This window comes from Bradyrhizobium sp. USDA 3397 (assembly GCF_054060965.1).
The window spans coordinates 3,573,195-3,592,697 of the sequence record NZ_JBSSDS010000001.1; the positions used below are offsets into that span (position 1 = coordinate 3,573,195).

13 protein-coding genes and 1 pseudogene are annotated in these 19,503 nt (G+C 56.9%); 7 read left to right on the forward strand and 7 right to left on the reverse strand.

Going from position 1 to position 19,503, the window contains the following annotated elements; translation table 11 throughout:
* Positions 1-310 precede the first annotated feature (310 nt).
* Positions 311-1,852, reverse strand: coding sequence for a hypothetical protein (locus ACVWYQ_RS16565; RefSeq protein ID WP_456725989.1), 1,542 nt, complete (start codon positions 1,850-1,852; stop codon positions 311-313).
* 2,131 nt (positions 1,853-3,983) lie between these two features.
* Between ACVWYQ_RS16565 and ACVWYQ_RS16570 the strand changes: the two genes are divergently transcribed.
* Positions 3,984-5,162: an MFS transporter gene (locus ACVWYQ_RS16570; protein WP_456727165.1), complete on the forward strand. Its 1,179-nt coding sequence runs from the start codon at positions 3,984-3,986 to the stop codon at positions 5,160-5,162.
* A 480-nt stretch (positions 5,163-5,642) separates the two neighbouring features.
* Here ACVWYQ_RS16570 and asnB read toward each other — a convergent pair whose 3' ends face one another.
* From asnB to ACVWYQ_RS16595, 5 genes are all read right to left on the reverse strand, one after another.
* The gene (gene asnB, locus ACVWYQ_RS16575; RefSeq protein WP_456725990.1) at positions 5,643-7,532 is read right to left on the reverse strand and encodes an asparagine synthase (glutamine-hydrolyzing); all 1,890 of its coding nucleotides are present in this window, start codon (positions 7,530-7,532) and stop codon (positions 5,643-5,645) included.
* Between the two features lie 280 nt (positions 7,533-7,812).
* Complete coding sequence (locus tag ACVWYQ_RS16580) at positions 7,813-8,415, reverse strand: CDP-alcohol phosphatidyltransferase family protein (protein WP_456725991.1); 603 nt, start codon at positions 8,413-8,415, stop codon at positions 7,813-7,815.
* 759 nt (positions 8,416-9,174) lie between these two features.
* Entirely contained in the window at positions 9,175-9,771 is a 597-nt protein-coding gene (locus tag ACVWYQ_RS16585) for a hypothetical protein (protein ID WP_456727166.1), read from the reverse strand.
* Positions 9,772-11,547: 1,776 nt separating this feature from the next.
* The gene (locus ACVWYQ_RS16590; protein WP_456725992.1) at positions 11,548-11,805 is read right to left on the reverse strand and encodes a Y-family DNA polymerase; all 258 of its coding nucleotides are present in this window, start codon (positions 11,803-11,805) and stop codon (positions 11,548-11,550) included.
* Between the two features lie 205 nt (positions 11,806-12,010).
* Positions 12,011-12,259: a hypothetical protein gene (locus ACVWYQ_RS16595; protein WP_456725993.1), complete on the reverse strand. Its 249-nt coding sequence runs from the start codon at positions 12,257-12,259 to the stop codon at positions 12,011-12,013.
* Positions 12,260-12,669: 410 nt separating this feature from the next.
* Here ACVWYQ_RS16595 and ACVWYQ_RS16600 point away from each other — a divergent pair, with 410 nt between their 5' ends.
* The 3 genes and pseudogenes from ACVWYQ_RS16600 (at position 12,670) to ACVWYQ_RS16610 (ending at position 14,758) form a co-directional block, all read left to right on the forward strand.
* Positions 12,670-13,626 carry a toll/interleukin-1 receptor domain-containing protein gene (locus ACVWYQ_RS16600; RefSeq protein WP_456725994.1) on the forward strand — a complete coding sequence of 319 codons (957 nt, stop codon included), beginning with the start codon at positions 12,670-12,672 and terminating at the stop codon, positions 13,624-13,626.
* Positions 13,627-13,629: 3 nt separating this feature from the next.
* Positions 13,630-14,109: a hypothetical protein gene (locus ACVWYQ_RS16605; RefSeq protein ID WP_456725995.1), complete on the forward strand. Its 480-nt coding sequence runs from the start codon at positions 13,630-13,632 to the stop codon at positions 14,107-14,109.
* 12 nt (positions 14,110-14,121) lie between these two features.
* A pseudogene (locus ACVWYQ_RS16610) lies at positions 14,122-14,758 on the forward strand (SOS response-associated peptidase).
* A 149-nt stretch (positions 14,759-14,907) separates the two neighbouring features.
* On the opposite strand, the gene ACVWYQ_RS16615 reads toward ACVWYQ_RS16610, so the two are convergent.
* Positions 14,908-15,144, reverse strand: a complete 237-nt coding sequence (locus tag ACVWYQ_RS16615) for a hypothetical protein (RefSeq protein WP_456725996.1) — start codon at positions 15,142-15,144, stop codon at positions 14,908-14,910.
* Between the two features lie 855 nt (positions 15,145-15,999).
* On the opposite strand from ACVWYQ_RS16615, the gene ACVWYQ_RS16620 reads away from it, so the two are divergent.
* The 3 genes from ACVWYQ_RS16620 to ACVWYQ_RS16630 all read left to right on the forward strand — a co-directional run bounded on the left by ACVWYQ_RS16620 (position 16,000) and on the right by ACVWYQ_RS16630 (position 19,352).
* Positions 16,000-17,199, forward strand: coding sequence for a pyridoxal phosphate-dependent aminotransferase (locus ACVWYQ_RS16620; protein WP_456725997.1), 1,200 nt, complete (start codon positions 16,000-16,002; stop codon positions 17,197-17,199).
* Between the two features lie 12 nt (positions 17,200-17,211).
* Positions 17,212-18,084, forward strand: coding sequence for an isocitrate lyase/phosphoenolpyruvate mutase family protein (locus tag ACVWYQ_RS16625; protein WP_456725998.1), 873 nt, complete (start codon positions 17,212-17,214; stop codon positions 18,082-18,084).
* 359 nt (positions 18,085-18,443) lie between these two features.
* On the forward strand, positions 18,444-19,352 hold the full coding sequence (locus tag ACVWYQ_RS16630; protein ID WP_456725999.1) for a LysR family transcriptional regulator: 909 nt from the start codon (positions 18,444-18,446) through the stop codon (positions 19,350-19,352).
* Positions 19,353-19,503 lie beyond the last annotated feature (151 nt).

The window sequence follows — 19,503 nt, forward strand, 5'->3', positions numbered from 1 at the left end:
CGGCGAACGAATCTTGAAAGACAGAATGGGCTTGTTGCAAGACAAGGACACTAACCACAGGCTTGTCAACGGGGCTCATTTGCGGGGCCCCGTGGCATAAGAGCTACAGCGCAATTTCGGCTTCGGCAGTTAACGCCCAATTTGGCAGAGTCGATTCTGTCGAATTCGACGTCGCCATCCGATTTGCGCCGGTACATATTGGTTTAAGCCAGTAGGGCTCGGTTGAGGGGACCCGATATCGGCGCTCTGAATGGCCAATCGGGCCTCCCCTCGCTTGGCTTGACGCTTGCGTGACTTCGGTCGCGTTATCCTAACTTATGCGGTCATGTGTTGCATGCCATTCCGCAAAACCGTATTGGCCTTTGAACACCGGCCCGAGATGTTCTTTGGTGGTACCGCCCAGCCGAACCTTTCCACTGATGGAGCCGTCCTCGGCGAATTCGCCATCGAATCCGTAAAACAGCGAAATTGGTACTCGGTGGTGCACAGCCTCGAACTGGATGTGGCGACCACGAACTTCACCAGATATGACTCCGGATGACGATGCAGTATGATGAACGCCCGATACAAGTTCGCCGTTCTGCTGAATGTTGATCTCATGTATCGCAGAACCATGAAGGAATTGCATTTCGGCACGCCAGTTGCCCGAGAAATTGACTTCTGCAGGAAGGTTGCAGGCAGGTTGGGCGATGGATTGGGGCTTACGAAATGCGGTCGCCAAAGCGCGGCCCACGATCTCGGCCTCGTCGTCGGAGAAATTTACAGGATCCAGTATGATCGACGTCGGCGTGGACCAAAAATCGTGGATCAGGATCCGCGGCCGTTGTTGCAACAGCGCAAGCCTTAGGTCTTCCGCATCAAATGGAATAATGCCTGGATCCCAAATGACTTTCAGCCGAACAGCTGTCGCAAAACCGGCCCACGACAGCACTTCCGTGGTGACACCTGGCAGCAGTCTGAGGTAACTCTCAATCCGCTTCAATCGTAGAAGCCACTGATCGCGCTCCTCTTTCGCAGACTGGAAATTGATCCAGCGGTCGAACGCGAGTACGGCCCCGACCACCTCCTCCTTGCCGACCTTCATTGGCCGGCCAAATGCCTGGTGAGGCGCTGCATTCCACCAGATCGCCTTGCAAAGCCGTTCCTTACCAAGCACGATTGCGGTGGATTGTGGTCCGCGGATGTACTTGCCGCCCGCGTAAACAACTAGGTCGGCTCCATTCTCGATCCAGCGATCCGGCTTTTCTGGCGAAAGGCCGGCGGCGTCGACGAGAATCGGCACCCCCTGCGCGCGTGCCAAGGGGAGGAGTGAGCTTAATGGCAAAACCGACGCAGCGTCCATGCGACCGAGCAGACAGATCATTGCGACACTTCCATCCAATGCCAGCGCCAACTCCTCTGTCGTGGCAATGTTGACAATTTCGGCGCCTGCGATGCGGATCGGCTGTTCATACGCAAAACGTTGATCGGAGGGAATCAACGCTTTGTTGCGTAGCCCCGACGTGTCCGGTAACCGCAACATTAGCTCGGGATTATTCCCCGCAATGCACGCTGCAGTGGCCAAGGCAAGTGCCGCTGCGGTGCCGGCGGTGATTACACCCCATTCGGCACCGGCGAGTTCAGCTATCCTTTCGCCTGCGGCTTCAGCGAGCTCATCCAGGTCGACGAAAGCCTGGGCAGCCGCGTTCATTGCCGCGATGACCTCATCGCTCGGATTGCTTCCTCCATAATTCGTGCGGACACCGGCGCATTGAATGAACGGCTCGACGCCGAGCTTTCGGTAGATCCAGCCGCGCCCGTGGTCCCGTTCGGACAGAGCGCATTCCTGGAGGAATTCAGGCCGAATACTCATGCACCCTCATTGCAAGTACGATGGATTCCCTAACGCAAGATGCGATGACGACGAGGTGGACGACACCATCGATTTTCGGAGCCGGCAGGGGTGTGATCCGCAGGAGAGTTAGTTCTTCGAGTCCACGATGCGCTCGACAACGTCGACGAGTTTGTTCCATGATGCTCTGGTGGGATCCTTGGCCTAGACTGGAGGCAATTGACAGGGATGTCGAGAGACCCGTGAAACCGACGCGCTTGGTAATCCCGCCGCAGAGCGCATTGTGAGCTTCCATGAGGAAGTAGAGCGCGCTCTTGGAGGAGATCTTGGCACGCAGCATTTCTTGCGACCGAGCAGCAGCGCGCCGATTAGGACCGCTGGCAAAAGCAGGGTGTGCTTGACGCTGCATGCCATCCCCCTGCAGTGTGGTTTGATCGGCGCGACATTCCTCAATCAATTAGAGCCAGCCTCTGTCGTCGAGATCAATTACTGGCCTTGGTAGTTGACCGGGCGGCAAATTGCTGCTCATCGAACTGGCGCGAGAGTCGTGGCGACGCCTGGTCAACGATAGCGCGTTCGCTCGTTTGGTCGCAGAAGCGAAACGATTGCTCTTGTCAGCGTGATCTGCACCAGCCCCCCAGGCGTTCAGGATCAGGCGCAGCAGAGCCTTGAACCAGACAAGGACGGACGGAGATTGTGGCGACGGGCAGAGTCGATGCCAGAGTCCGGTACACCAAGCTGGCCCAGTCCTCGTGATCCAGCACGTCATAGGAAGGTGCGCACGTTCCTGAGGATCATGAGTCGCAGCACCATCAGCATTCATCCCGTTCGTCGGCAGCCCTTGATCGCTTGATGCATCCAGACTGCCTGAAGTGCGTCTACCTCACCAGAAATCCACCATTACCGAAACTGACTTTGTCTGCGTCGCAATTTTTTATCACGCTTCTTCTTTCCGCCGTTGGAAGCAGCCGTTTCCGGACGCAGCAGGTCGCGATCGCCTCGATCGCCTCCTTCTCCTGATAACTGGCCCGCTAGGCGACCCCAGCAACTCGCGACGCCGCGGCACCGCCGCGTACGTCGATCAGGATACGTGCGCCCCCCGCGCGCAATTCGGACAACCGCTCTAGTGGCGAACAATGCGCTGAAGCAACGTGCTGCGAAGTAGCTAGCTGGTCCATCAGATCTGGTAGCTGCCCAAGCGACGCAGCCAATGGTCTAGTTCGTTTTGGACCAAGAGAGCCAATCGAGCCGCCCGAACAATTATACAGACCTTCAAATTCGGTCAGATATCGTCAACCGCCCGACGTGCCTACTCATTCATGCGATCGGGTTCGCATGACGCGGACGGAATGGAGAATGAAATGCAACTGCGGAGCGCACTCTCCGATGGCCGCCGGCCGAGCGGACACTTTCGAAACAGCATCTGCGCCATCAACGAGAGTATGAAGTATTTCGACAAGGACCACGCGGCTGCCAAGGACGTTCACCGCCGGACGCTTCTTTGCTTTGGGCACTAGCCAGCATGACAGGGAGCTCGGGTATGAATTTCGTCCGGTGCTCCTACCTGGCCGGTCAATCGTCGTTGGAGCACGAGCTGCAATTCCGCACTCGGGCGGGTTGATCGTGAATGCCGCGTTTTCCTCGTCCTTTTCCGATGGTGCAGGACGTGGTGTTCGCAATGGTGTTGGTGCATGTCGTTGTCAGTCTTGTGACCGGCGTTCTCCACAGAGCACCTACACCGAGCGTTGGTCGATATGCCTGATCTTGTTGTTGCCGATCAACCAGCAACCAGGCTTGGCGCTTTCGCTCGATGGCCTTGCACTGACTTGAGCGGTGCGACGAGCCTGTCCTCTACGGTCGCCGTGCTCGATGTCGGGCGTCAGTTAACTGATGCCGATCGCACAAACCTCGCTTCGTCTTGCTTACCTCACTTCGAAGGGTTCTTCAGACGGCAGCGCCTGCGATCACTTCTAGTTCGAGCAACTACATACGGCCGTTCATCGCGAGATGGTAGCCAATCCAATGTATCTGGCGCGGCAGGTGATTCTATAGCACGTCAGTTTTCAAGCCGGTGATTCAGCAGATGCGACCACCAAATATGAGAACCCAACCGAGGAGCAGGCTCGCGGCCATCTGGAACGATGACAACTTGGTGCTCGCGGCACTGGCCGTCGTAGAAATCATCAGCTACGGCACTCTCTACTATTGCGTCGCTGTTGTTGCCAACGAGGCTGCTCGCGATCTTGCAATCACAGGGGAATGGATATTCGCCTGCTTTTCCTTCGCTCTATTTGCCAATGCGCTGATGTCAATGATAGCCGGTCGTATTATGGACCGATATGGTGCCGGCAGAACGATGAAAATCGCCTCGGTTGCTGGAGCCGTTTGCCTAGGAATGGCAGCAATATCTTGTAATGCGGTTGTATTCGCCATCGCGCTATTCGGCATGGAAATAGCGGCAGCCTTTCTTCTCTATGAAGCTGCATTCGTGTTCTTGGTCCAGCGAGACGCGGCCCATGCAAAGCAACAAATCACCCTGTTGACGTTGATCGTTGGGCTTTCGTCAACACTATTCTGGCCGCTCACGTCCTTGTTGATCACTTTGATATCCTGGAGAGAAGTCCTTGCGATCTATGCAGTCTGCAATGTTCTCGTTGCCCTCCCGTTGATCGTCTTGGCTCTTCGGAGGAGCTCCGTAAGCTGCGGAGATCAGGATAGCATCGAAGACTTGCAAGTCAACTCGCAGTCCCCTCCCAAGGCGATTGATCTCGTATTAATAACGATTGGCTTTTCGCTCACCACATTTGCCTTTTCAGCGTTCCTTGTCCAGATGATCCCAATTGTCTCAACGATTTGCTCAGGACTGGAGGGAGCTTTGGTTTCAGCGCTCTTCGGACCGTCACAGGTTTTGATGCGTCTTTTTGCAGCTTCGGTCATCGCGAGAGCTTCCGCAATTCAACTCACCATTTTCTCATCCGTTCTGCTCTCCATGGCTACAGTCATCGTTGCGCTAGCTTCTCACTCTGTCCTTGGAATGACGATCTTCGTGGTCTTGCTGGGATTCAGCTCCGGTCTAAACAGCATCTGTCGTGGAACGCTGCCACTGTCGATGTTCGGGCAGGACGGGTACGGAAGTCGAGTCGGCTTGATAAGTGGCTTCCGATTGTCTACGGCATCTTTTGCGCCATTTTTCTTCAGCTACATCAAAACTCAATATGGCATCAGCGTTGCATTGGCGTCTCTTGCGGGCTGCGGAGTGGGAAGCATGCTCACATTTGTGCTCGTAGGCATGAGGTTGAAGAAACGAGGCGGGGCATCAATCAAGACCTAAGTTCCACGCGATCCGACAACGAACGGGTTTCGCAGCGGCTAAAACAATGTACGCGCTCCGCTGATCGCTCGCAGGCGGACTAGTTCGCTTGGCGCCGGCAGAGTACACTTTTCGGCCGTCAGAACTCCGCAAGAGCTCGAAGTTCCAGGCAGGGTGGCAATCGAAATTGCAAGCTTTTGGGAGTCAGAGCGTGCAGCTCGCTCCTGCGTCTCGCTCGACTCAAGTCGCGGTTCCGTCGTGGCGGAAGGAGTCACGAATCCTGTGTCTAGACGGTCGCAAAGTTTAGCCGACGTTTCGGCTACGCCCCGCAGGAAGTCTTCTCGGACATTCCATCTCTTAACGCCAAGTAGAACGCCCGCCTGCCGCGAACACGGGGTTGTAGATCAAATGCGAAAGCGCTGAAAATCGGTAGCACGATCAGGCGTAGTGAGAGCTACGGAACGGCGCGTGGCATTTGTATCGCCTCCTACAGCCCCATGACTATAGTTGACAAAGGAAAATCTCCAGATTGCAGATCAACCAGAGTTGTCTTCCGAATGTATCATTCACGGCGGCGCGAGAGCGGTCCGCATACCATCGCCGGAGAGCACCTATGTCGAGATAGTCAGCGATCGCGGGGGATCCTTTGAAGAGTAAGTCGCGAAAGGGTGCTGAGCTTTCGTCGACCGCCCAGTTCCCCAACGGCAACGGAAACCCGAGCTTCTTCCTCGTGATCACGCTAGCGGGTAGACGATTTTTATAGAGACTTCGTAGCGCAGACTTGGAAACGTCAAGTGTTTCGCTGAACGCCGGGATGGGCGTGAAGGCCGCACGGACGGGCGACAACGCATCCTTCCAGCGCAGGTGTTCTGAGGGCAACATGCCGAGAGCCAACGCAACAATTCGATGGTCTGTAAAAGGGACTCGAGACTCCACGCCTGCCGCCATTGTGGTGTTGTCGACCATTTCGAGCAGCGCCGGTAGATGATGCTGTACAAAGAATAGCCTAATGCGGTCGTCAGGAGTTGCGCCGCTCGAATGATAGGCCGTATTCATCCAAGTGAGCAGCTCCACATCGTCGACGACGTCCTTTCTCCACGCAGATGTCGCGAGTTTCAGCTTCTCGGTTTGGGGGAAGTAGGTGTATCGCGAGAGGAAGAAATCGAACTCCTTCGCTTCGACCGTCGGAAGGCCAAGACGACGGCGCGCCGGGCTGGCAATGACGTCGGGCAAGACGGACAGGAACGCCTGGCGTCGAAGGTCAAATGGTAGTCTGAATATCCGACTATATCCCGAGAAAATCTCGTCGGCGCCCTCACCGGTTAAGAGAACTTTATGGGAGTGGGCGACCGACCGAGCAAGTAAATACATCGCCGCTTCGTTGTGCATGCCGATTGGGTGACCTCGTAACGCGGTGAGGCGTTTGATGATCTCGAGGCTCGTTGCGGCGGGCAGCTGAACCAAGACATGGGGGAGCTTGAGATATTCCGCCACCTCGATAGCAAAATGGCTTTCATCGTACTCATCGCCACATACGACTCCTGTGAAACATGTTGGCTTTTTTGCAGCGCGCCTCGATAGCTCTAAAGCCAAGACACTGGAGTCCAAGCCGCCGGAAAGTAGCGCTGCGACGGGGTTGTCGGCCACGAGATGCTCCTCCACGGCACTGCCGATCAGCGCTTCGAGTGAAGAGCAAGCATCGTTATCATCGGGTCGCGCTGGATCCCACCAACGCGCATCCTCGTGCGATTGGGCAGTTATCCTCATCCAGCGGCCGGGTTGCAGCTTTCGAACGTCTGCAAATAAGGTTCTCTCGCCGAAGACGGAACGAAAAGAAAGAAAACTTGATAGTCCAACTGGATCGAGCTTCGAGCGAACGCCCGGCCAATGCAGGATGGCGGACGGCTGGGAGGCAAAGACAAAGCCGTTGTCAAGCCGAGCGTAGTATAGCGGTTTGATTCCAAGCCGATCTCTGACGAGGAACGCCGTCCCGCTTTTTTGATCATAGATTGCGAAAGCAAACATTCCCCGCAGGCGTTTGAGGCTAGCAATGCCCCAACAAGAGAATGCCTTGCATATTACCTCTGTGTCGGATTCAGTGCGAAACCGGTATCCGCGCCGGAGCAAATCCCGCCTCAATTCACGGTAGTTGTAGATCTCGCCGTTGTACGTGATTGCGAGGCCGAGCTCCTGATCGAGGAAGGGTTGATTCGACCGAGGGTTCGCGTCGATAATGGCAAGCCTTCGATGCGCAAAGGCAAAGGACGCAGTTACGCAAATACCACTCGCGTCAGGTCCTCGATGGGCGAGCGACTGAACACAACGGGCGACGTTCCGCTCGGTCGCCGCCTCATCAGTTACCCGCCCGACGAACCCGAAAATCCCACACAAAGCCTGTCCTCCTGGTCATGCTGAGCTGACTGTCTGGTCCTCTGCGTTGAAGTCTCGCTCGCCCTTCTGTATGGATTTGAATTGCTTGAACGACGCCGTGCAGCGCCAAGGTCCGCGTTCAGAGGGCGGGCTGCGGTCTAACGGCAATCCTGCTCCACCGTCGCCCAGAGCCTCTCCGAATCAAAATATCCGGCAATCCCGACCTCATCTGCGAATCCTCGGGTTTCGGAAAATTCGAGCCCGTCACTTAAGATCGACATTTCTCGACCTCATGGCATTCTCAGCGCGTGGTAAGCAGCAAGCTGACGGACCCAATGATCGCAATTGAGATTGTGAGCAGATGAACGAGAGTGCCTGCGGCTTTGATCTTGAAAGGTGCGATGTGGAGCAACGATAGTGGCGCAAAGATCGTCGGAAGAATGACAGTTAGCTCGAGTGGTGTGACGATACGGTGGATTAGGAAGACCACCGCCAGCACTGGCAAGTCGTATGAGAGAGGTAGACCGGTCGAATAATCCTGATCGCTCAGGCCGAAATAGTCGAAATATGCTAGCCGAAGGGCGCCGATCAATAAAAGGAACGCCGAGAACACCGCAGAGGCTGGAGAATTGATCACCGATGCAATCACAATTGCCGGGATAACTGATCCGAACATGAGGTCCGAGAACCCATCGAGGGATTTACCGATGGCCTTGGTGGCCATTGTTCGATTCAGTGTGCGCCGGGCAATTGCGCCATCCACGTCATCAGCGATTATCGCCCAAAGCCCGAGAGCTATACCCGCCTCATAGTTTCCTCTCACAATCAGCCCTATCGCCGCACCAGAACATAGTATTCCGAGTGCTGTAACGCTATTAGCGCGGTCGGATAGGTACGCGATCATTGGGTGCCTCGATCCAGTGCAATGTGACAGCGGTCCTCACAATTCGCCGTCGAGCCGCTGCCATAGAACTCCATGCAGCTTCTCGAAACGAGATGGACTGGCCAAAACACGCTCTCGACGTGCTGATGGAGCTTGCTGCAACGATGCGCGCGTTGTTGAAATTGCGAAGTCCATGTCTGCATCCACTAGTGCCCATAGGTTGTATCGGCCATGCGTTCGATGGCATCGACCAGTTCGGTCCAGGATGCTTCGTGCGCGTCCCGATAGCCAACCGCCGGAGAGATCGAGAGACCGAGGTCTAGAGTCCCCCTCCTCTCGGCGATTGTGGCCGAGAGAGCATAAACGAGAGCTCGTGATTTGCGCGGATCAAGGCGTGAGTGGGCCGAACTCCCCATGCTAACATCACCATCAACCTACGTTGGCGCGTTCCAACGCGTCGGTAAACTACTAATTCTAGCCATTGTGACTTAAGATTTCTCATGGATGGGCTGGTGCTCCTTGCTTTTCCGAGCTCGGGCGCATGCAACGAGTAGACCTTGGGTACGCCCTGACGCACAACTGCCCGCGCACCTGTTGGACAACAGGATGCGTCAGAGCACGATCTCCCCACCAGCCGTCCTCCACCTGCGAGCGAATCGCGAATGACAGGGCGCGAAGCGGAAGCCGCCATGCTGGTGATCGTTGCTACCGCCAACAAGATGAGGCGCATTGGAGATTTCGCGAGTACACTCGCTGTCCTTCGGAGGACGATAGGCTGTCTTACGAACTCCAGACAGGTCGGAGCGCTGATTGAATTCTGGACCCGCTGACCAAGCCTTCCTGATGACGATCGTTCCGAAAGATGTTATCTTTCTGCCGGAACCCACGACGAATATCCCGGCCGCCTGGGTCGCGATGATCGTCTTCTCCCGCACCGCCTTGGGGAGTTAGTAGCGATGGTGGATTATCACTACACCCGGGACGATCTGTTGAAGGCGATCGAAGCGATCGGCATCCGTCCGGGCGATACTCCTTGGAATCAGGAACGTCGGCGACGTCGGTTCCTATACGGATGAACTTCATGCCATAGTCCGCGGCCATATCGATTTGCCCTAAGGTCGCGACCCGGGGATGCAGAACATACCCCACTTGGCGCGCTTCAACGTGTCTGCGGCGGCGGCTCAAATAGGCCTCGTCCGTTTCCGCGGCGCGGTGGCAATGTCGCTGCGAGGCTCCAAGACCAACCCCGTGTCCGATCTCGATTAGTTCGAAGCCAGCAGCCTCGAGCTGTCCAGCGATGACGGCCGTATCGCGCGCGGTGAACTGGAAGTTGATAGCATAGCTACCGTCCCTGAGCGTCGTCTCCAGTAGGCGCAGCCATTGCGCTCATTCGAGTATCCTCTTGACCAACCCCAGGATGGAATTGCCTGAAGCAACCACGCGCGTTTCCGATGGGCCTCGGGCAACTTCACAAAGCAAGTCGCACCATCTGTATAGGCGAGCAGGTCCAGGATGGACACGACATGTCGTCCGAAAGCTCGTTCCGCAGTAGGTCGGGATCGCCAATTACGGATCCGAACCGCGGTTCGCAGATCGTCATAACGTGAGAACGGAAGTCGTGCCTCCCGCGCAATTTCCCTGCCAAAGCAGCGAGTCCCGGTTGGAATCTTGCGCAAGGTAATTTCGGTGATGATGTCGCGGACGACCTTACCCGTTAAGCTCCGACAAATGCGACTACCGTCCGACGTCAATCTGTAAAGCTCGTCAACTGCCACGTCTGACAGTGGCAAGCCAAGCTGCGGAAAATCCTGGATGCGGGCCATCAACGGGGAAGACCTCATCGAGACGCTCCCTACGAACTCTGGCCGCAATCTCCGGGACTTGAAGCTCGACATTCAGGAGTTGCCACAAAAACTCCTCGTGATTGTCTCGCGTAGCGCCGGTATTGAGGATGGTCCGGTGCTCGTCGACCAGCCGGGCAACCTCCGTCACCTCGTAGATGCCTCGCTGCCGGCAAAGTGCGAGAGTGTACGAGATCGGGCATTTGCTCGACAGCCGTGCCGTCGAACCAAATATGCGCGGCCGCGCTCCAGCCGGGCTTCTCGATGAGCGTCCTTGTCCTCTTCGCCAAAAGGGCTTCGTGCAGCAGTCGCTTGGTTCAGCCGCGAATTTTCCTGCTGCCCGGCAGCCGAAGCATGAATTTTACCAGCCTGCTAGCACGGTGACGCGCCATACGAATGATACTGGCATGAGAAATTGCTGGGCCCACCTTCGCAACCTTCACCGGGCGCGGGCTGGACTTGTAGATGCCACACACTTCCAGACAACTCGCATACGAACTACTTGCCACGATCTCGGCCGCCACACCATTACGGCTAAGCATTGAGGGACACCGGCTCTCATTTGCGCCCTCGGCGCATGCTCCTATCACCACTCGGCTTACCTAGAGCGCGCTACGAAGTGGGGTCTTGTCGATACCATTGTATGTTCGTCTAGATCCCGAGGATTTTCTGCCGCCCGTCGGATAGCCAAAAAGCGAGCATCGCTTCCACGCTGCCTCGAAAAAGCCAACGGAACCAATCTCTCTCCTATCCTGAGGATGATAACCGGATGCTGCACTATCGCCTCGTTCATTTGTCAATAGTACCAGCTCCTCGAGCGTTTCTGTTACACGACACATCGCACTAATCACCGCAACGATTTGTTCTTCATCAGTAGCGTGTCTGCTCATCGTGTGCGTAGAGACGGACGGACCGGTGTTCCACAAGCGAAGATCCGTCGAACTTCAAGCACCTGCCGTCACGCCTAGATTGCCTCGAACGGAGTGCTTGGCCTAGGTCGTTGTGGTTGACTATCTGATCCGCGAACTATCAACCATACGCCGAAGATCCACGCACCTACCAGGACCGGGAGCGCGCTCGGGAGCACGCTCAAGCAGCCCAAACCGGGGTCCGACAAAGCAGCGATAGATGTTCTCGCCGAGAAATACCGCGCCGAGTACGGCCCGGTGTGCGAATGTCCGTCAGGGATCTCGACGCGCTGCCGGTCCTCCACGACTTCCCTGCCGAACATTGAGATCACTTGTGCACGAGCAATCCCGCGAGAGCGTGTTCGTCACCGTGCGGCATAGGGACGTGCGCCCCAAGGGCTCTTCTAAAGCCTGCATGGCGTTGCGTTGACGACGCAGAGATCAGGCAGAAGCGTTTGCGCGTGCGTCACGGTCATGCCGACCGATAGCCCGGCACGGCGCGCCGCTTCATCGGCCGCCGCGAGGATACGCCGCTGCCCTTCCATCGTCGCCGTCACGAGAGGCTTATCCCTCGCAGCGATACCCGGACTCATTCGCTTAACCGATCGTTCGGCCAGTACGGCAGGAAGAGCGAGATAACCCTTCGCATCGCACGCCCCCATGATCCAACTCCGCGATTCGCCCCCGCGCGCGCGTCACAATTCAATGCGCCAATGCTGACGCCCCATATCCTCCATGTTCTCCGGCGAAGGGCACGGAGACACGCGCCAGCGCGTATCGGACGCGTTCGCCTCACTGGTTAGGCTTTTCTCGGGCCTATTGCGCCAGCGGCGGATCGCCAGCGCCGTTACACCTGTTTCCTCGGCGCTAAGCTGCAAGCGCCGGGAAGCGTTCAGCGAAAAGACGCGTGACTTCCCCGACGACGGCAGCCAGGCCCTTGCACCGCAAGCCATCTTCGATGGCGAGCAACACGTCGCGGTCCTTCCAGGTCTCGCAATAGATGACGCGATCAGAATCCAAGCCGACGCGCGCAAGGGCAGGTGCAAAGAGATCGCGCCCGCGCAGGCACCACAGCACCGGCCCGCGAATACGGGCCGCGATTCCTGCGGTGAACAAGGTCGCAAGCCAGGTCCATCACCTCGTGAAGATGGCCCAAACGAAGCCCGCCGCTCGGCAAATGCCGTCGAGTTCCGAGACTTTGACTCCGCCGCATGCCGACGCCCTTCCGCCCGCTCCAGCAGGCGGCGCAATTGGCGGGCTGGCATTCCCCATCCATGGGCCTCCTCGACGGGTGAATGCGTCCGTTCTATATTTGTTCTAGTCACCGAGAGAGAGTCAAGGGTATTGAGATTCCCCCAGTTTTTACGGGGTTCCTGACGGCGTCGGCACAAAAGTCCGCCCTGAATTAAAGGATGGCTCGGGAACTTGGGGCTGGGAGCCGAAAGGCGCATTATCGGGGCCGGAATCAGTCTTTAAATGATACAGACACTCTCACCCAAGGTTGAGGAAGCTGGTACAGAGCGATCATGCCGAGCGTATTTTTTTCTTATTCCCACTCCGATGAAGCCTTGCGCGACCAGCTCGAAAAGCAACTTGCATTGCTCAAGCGCCAGGGCGTGATCGAAGTCTGGCATGACCGGCGGATCGGCGCAGGTCAGGAATTCGCCGCCGCGATTGATCAGCATGTCGAGACCGATGACATCATCCTCCTTCTCGTCAGTTCCGATTTTCTCGCCTCCGATTACTGCTATGAAAAAGAAATGCTTCGTGCCATGGAGCGTCACGAAGCGGGCGAAGCCATCGTCATCCCCGTGATCCTTCGCGCCTGCGACTGGCATGGCGCGCCATTCGGCAAATTGAATGCTACGCCGCGTGACGGTAAGCCGATCACGCAGTATGCCGATCGCGACGAAGCTATGCTCGAAGTTGCGCGTGCCGTGCGTGCCGCCGCCGAACGCCGAAGCGGCTCGTCATCCCCTGCACCCAAGGCACGGGCGAAATCTCCCGCTGCACCCTTGCAACCAGCAGGACCACGCAGCAGCAACCTGCGCCTTGCGAAACAATTTACCGACCGGGACAAGGATCAATTCCGGATCGAGGGGTTCGATTACATTGCGCGATATTTCGAGAACTCGATTGCCGAGCTCGCCGCGCGAAATCCCGGGATCGAAGCCACGTTCCGAAAAATTGACGCCAATCGGTTCACCGCGAAGACTTACAAGAATGGACAGAACGCCGCGCAATGCACGATCTTCATGGGCGGCGCAGCCATGGCTCACGGCATCGCCTATCTTTCGAAAGAGACGTCCGAAAACAATTCGTACAACGAAATGCTGACCGCCGAAGCTGATGATCAGTCTCTCTATTTTCGCTCAATGGGCCTGTCGATGACACGAAGCAACGAGCGGGAGAAGCTTAGTCCGGAAGGCGCAGCCGAGCTTTACTGGTCGATGTTCATTGAACCCTTGCAACATATACGGTGAACAATGTTGTCTCCTGATGAATTCTCGGTTGGCTGTCTTGCTGACGCTTCCGGCTTGAGCCTCGTTCTACCGCGCACCAAGTATGAGCGCGGCTGCCTTGTGACTTCGGCACAAGGATCTCCGATAGCCATCTGCCTTGATGGCGATCACCGCTTCTGGTCATTGCCATGCACCAACAACACGGCATGGAAAGGGGTCATTATTCCCAATGTGCGCATCGAGTTAGATGAGAACACCTTGTTTGATGCCGAAGACAGATACCCGGCGCTTGGCGTCATGGTCCGGCGCGAGAGCGAACTGACTATTGTTGCCAAAGGCGAGCGCGGCAGTTTTCACGGCAACGTGCATTTTCCGGTAATGACCGGCTTGCCGCCCAGCCGAGAAAACATGGCTGCGGGATTCTCACGGTGGAACGTCGTCCTGTGGCGGGGCGAAGAAAAACAGGTCCTTGCCAAGGTCGACATTACTGTTGCTCCTACCTAACTTCGTTCAGGCATGTGTAATCTCTACTCCGTCACCAAGGGGCAAGCTGCCATCATCGAGTTGGCGCGCGCCATGTGCGATCAATCGGGCAACTTGCCGCCGATGCCTGGAATCTTTCCTGACTATCCCGCGCCGATCGTGCGCAACGCTCCCGATGGCGTCCGGGAATTGATGCTCGCGCGTTGGGGTATGCCGGGGCCGCCCCAGTTCGGCGGAGCGCCGATCACAAATATCCGCAACACGAAAAGCGTGCATTGGCGAGCGTGGATAAAACCCGCAAACCGTTGCGTCGTGCCGTTCAGATCGTTCTGCGAATACGCGGACACAAAACCGCGCAAGATACCGACATGGTTTGCGCTCGACGATACGCGACCCCTCGCGTGTTTCGCAGTCATCTGGACGACGTGGCACGAAGGCCAATCCTGTCGAGGGCGAACATCAACTGTTCGGATTCCTGACGACAGACGCCAATGCAGAAGTAGGCGCCATACATCCCAAAGCCATGCCCGTCATCCTGACCAGCGCGGACGAAATTGAGTACTGGTTGACCGCAGACGCCAAGGACGCGCTCACACTCCAAAGACCTTTGCCAGACGGCGCGTTAAAGATTGTCGCGACAGGCGAAAAAGAGGACGGCGCTTCTGGGTGACAACAGTGGCTACATGTTCGCAGCCGTCGTCCGATCGGGCGTTCTTGAGCGGCCGATGAAAAGCGAAACGCGTTTCGATCCTCCCATGGCGAGTTCACGTTGATCGCGATCTCCCCGACCGGTGCCTTGCCCCTCCAAAGGGCGTTCCGCTATTCCATGTTGATAGGGTGTGACGGCGGCAGACCATTTATGAGATTGCAGCTCACACGGTAGATTTCGTGAGTCCCGATCTTATCGAAACGCTCCTCAATCGGCTCAGCCCAGAAGCGCGCATCGAAGTAACCCTTTCCGTGCCAATAGCCTTCGAGACGCTTCGCCAAATCCATCGCGCCGCGACGGTTAAGGTTGTCCCGTAAAAATTCGGCTAGATGCTTCTCGGGCGGCATCGGCGAGCCACCCCTCACTCACAATATTCTTCATATCGTTCCCCCTGAAATGCACATCCCTCGAAAATATCTTGATTGAGACCTAGCCTGATTGCCGCATCCTCATTCACTGAAATTGACTCTTGAAAGAAGGTGAGCGGAACGCTCATCGCGCAAACGCGCGACGTTCTTCCTTGCAAGAGAATCTCACGTTGAAACTTCCCCGTGCGCTTTGGCGAGGCACGCCAGTTTGAAGGCGGCGGTCTTGAATGAACCACAGCGCGGCACCGAGATGCCTGGACGATTGCTGAAAACCGCCTTGATCGCAGGTGCCGCCCGCGCGCTGTCCTTCTGTTGATCATGCAATCAATAGTAGCATGGCTTGGTGAACGAACTCGAAATTCAAGAACTTTAACCAGCGGAGCGCCGGGTTTCCGTGCCCTCGTGGAATCCTCGGTGCATACGCAACTATGCGCAACATCCACACGTATGCAGTATCGCCGACTACCGAGCGCCGTCGGATGGCTGGTTTAAGCCTTATCGACCGGCACACTCTGGATCCCGAAATCGAGCGCTTGTGTTGCGCAATTTCGCGATTGTGCGCGACCTTAGAAGCCTGAACTGCTACGCCAGAATGACACACATCGAATAAATCGATATGTGCTTGCAACTATCCGATGATCGGCAGGCCGATGATGAGGAGGAGCTGGACGCAAACGACTCGTGCGATCGCCCAACAGAGTCACACGAAAAGTGCTACGGTTATCGTAATCTTCGATGATTTTATCCAAAGCCGCGATCACCTGGCTCGTTTGGTCGTTCGAGTTCGGATAGATCCCATGTAACCGCTCATTCGAACGCGTAGGATATTGTGTCTTGTCTCTCGTTTCAGACCGGCTCAAGGTCGTCCGTCCCTCTCAAACCAAGGTCATGACGGCTCGCGCCGCCGAGCTGCGAGATCAGGGAACTGATGTGATCACGCTCAGTCAAGGCGAGCCCGATTTCGATACGCCGTCCGTCATCTGTGAAGCTGGCATCCGGGCCATCCGTGCCGGGCAGACGAAGTACACGGCGGTCGCCGGAATCAAGCAATTGCGGGCAGCAATTGGCGAGAGCCTCCGTCGCGATCATGGCCTCAACTACGGTATCGACCAGATCACGGTGGGCTGCGGCGCCAAGCAGGTTGTGTTCAACGCTCTATTTGCCAGCCTCGATCCGGGCGATGAGGTTGTGATCCCGACGCCGTGCTGGGTCTCTTATCCCGACATGGTGGCGCTTGCAGGTGGGAAGCCGGTGCTCGTCGCCTGCAGTGAACGCGATGGCTTCAAGCTGCGCCCCGAGGCACTAGACGAGGCGATCACGCCGCGCACCAAATGGTTGATGTTGAATTCGCCATGCAATCCGACCGGTGCGGTCTACAGCCGCAGTGATTTGCTCGCGCTCGCGGCGGTACTGCGCAAGCATGCCCAGGTGCATGTGCTGTCCGACGACATCTATGAAAAACTCACCTATGACGCCGACTTTGCAACAATGGCAGCAGTTGCACCGGACCTGTGCGAGCGTACCTTAACGGTCAACGGGGTGTCCAAGGCAGACGCGATGACTGGCTGGCGCGTCGGCTACGGTGCCGGGCCTTTGGCGCTGATCAAGGCCATGAACCTCATCCAGGGCCAGACCTCTTCGCACACTAGCTCGGTTTCTCAATATGCCGCGCTGGAGGCGCTGTCAGGGAGACGGGACCATATCACAGAGTTCGCGCGCGCGTTTATGCAGCGACGCGATCTTGTTATCGCCAAGCTGAACCAAGCCAAGGGGCTTGCTTGCCGTGTACCGGACGGTGCCTTTTATGTTTTCCCCTCCTGCGCGGGGATCATTGGCAAGCGCACGCCAGAGGGCAAGATGATCGAGACCGACGGTGATTTTGCCATGTATCTGCTCGATGCTTTTGCCGTGGCTGTCGTGCCTGGCAGCGGTTTCATGGCTTCGCCCTATATCCGCATCTCCTATGCTTCCTCGCTCCAGGACCTCACGCGCGCCTGCGACCGGATCATCGCCGCCTGCGCGAGCCTGTCCTAAAAGGATTTTCCGATGTCCTCTGCCAAACGCCTTCGTGCCCGCATGGCCGAGACCGGCCTTGTCCACGTCATGGCCGCCCATAGCCCATTTTCAGCGATGCTCGCTGAAGAAGCCGGATTCGACGGAGTGTGGGCGTCCGGTTTCGAGCTGTCTGCGCTTTATGGGCTGCCCGATATGAGCCTGATCTCAATGACACAGCATCTCGACATGCTGCGGGCGATCGCCGGACGCACCAGGCTTCCGATCGTCGCGGACATCGATACAGGCTATGGCAATGCAATTAACGTCATTCACGCTATCACGGAATATGAGCAGGCCGGCGCTAGTAGCGTTGTCATCGAGGACAAGACTTTTCCAAAAGTAACGAGCCTTGCTGCCGAGGGCCGCCAGGACCTGTTGCGCATTGAAGAATTCCAGGGGAAGATCGAGGCTGCCATCATGGCAAGATCAGATCCGGATTTCCTCGTCATCGCCCGCACGGAAGCCTTGATCGCCGGCCTCGGCGAAGTGGAGGCCCTGCATCGGGCACACGCTTATGTAGAGGCTGGCGCGGACATGATCCTGATCCATTCGAAAAGCAAGACTCCTTGCGAGATCGAAAGCTTTGCGCGCGCCTGGACTGGAACGCTGCCGCTGGTGATCGTGCCGAACGCCTACCCTGACCTCGATGCCAAACGGGTCAAAATGCTCGGCAACATCCGCATGATGATTTATGGCAATTACGGCATTCGTGCTGCTGCAACCGCCATGCAGGAGACCTTCCGCCGGATCATCGCGGATGGTGGCGTCCAGAATGTCCACAAGGATATTCTGCCGGTCGATGAGATCTTCAGAATCCAGAAGATGGAAGAGGTCAAGGCGGCTGAAGCTCGCTTCCTTCGCTGAACGCTGAACTGATACCTGCCAGCGAGATTTTGAGACGGCACTCAGCAGCGAGCTCTGATTCAGGCGCAATTCTGAACGCTCTTAAGACGTCTCGGGCCTGCCAGCTCGACGGCCGTCGATGTCGACTGCGACATCAACGGTCGCTCCCTTCCCGGCATGTGGAGATTACCTCTTAGAAGGCCGTCGACAGCAATCGAAGTGCCGAACCAGTTTGCTCGAATCCTCGAGAAGGCAGATTTTGAGCGCGAGATGCGTTTATAAGCGGCAATCCGGCTATAAACATCGAATAATGTGATGGAGCTTCTGGCAATGGCCCGCCGTGACAATCTGCGGAGGCCCAGAAGCTACCGGAGCAGAAAATGGCTGCCGAACACAATGAAGTGCCCCTCAATGCTATCCGGGTCTTTGTGACAATTGCGCGCGAGGGGAGCGTCACGCGTGCGGCGAGCACATTGGGAACGACACAGAGCTCGGTCAGCCGCTATTTGGCTGTGTTACAGGACTACTTTGGCACGGACCTTGTCCAACGGCGGGGGCGACGCAGCGAATTGACAGAATTCGGAAGGCTCTTTGCGAACGCCGTGGCCGAGCCCCTTGATACAGTGTGTTTCACTGCGAAGAGAATGCGGCGCAGGAACCGAACGGACGCCAATCGAATCGTAGTCCACACCTCTCTTTCCACCTTCGCCTACTCCTTCCTGATACCCAACCTCCAAGCGTTCTCCGCCGAGATGGGCGGCGTCGTCGTCGACGTGATCAGCTCATTGTCTCCGCCCAGATCCTCCGACAATTTCGACATCCTGCTTACGCGCGATCTTTGTGTCGCTGAACCGGCCGACGATTGGGCGATCTACAATGAGATGCTCGTATGCGTAGGCGCTCCAAATCACGTCATGGGAAAAACGCTCTCAACTGCCCGCTCACTGCCGATTCTGAATATCACATCGCGGCCCGACATACTCCCCACCTGGCTCAGAGCCATGAACCTGACCGCGAAGGACATCAAGTCGGGGGCGCGATACGATCATAATTACCTGGCTTTGCCGGCTGTCATCAGCGGGAAATGCCTGCTTGTGGCGCCCGAAATCATTGTCAGCGATCTCGTGCGTAAAGGGTCTCTCCATGTCATACCGGGATCGCGTACTTCAAGCGGCATGCAATATCGGGCCTATGCGGTGGACCGCAGTGACAATCCAGAAGTCGCTCGCGCCTTTTGCCGATGGGTCGCGCGGCTCTGTAAGAAGGCCGCGATTCCGGAGGCTGCCTAATCGCGTGTTGGCGTGATAGCAGACGTTTGATCGATCTTTGGAATCTTAGCGCGTCCATTTGCACATGCAGACTGTTCCGATCGCCGGCGAGCCCGTCGTTGAGCGAGCACCGCGGCCAGCCCGCGAAGTGAAGACGTTAACCGCGCCAAAA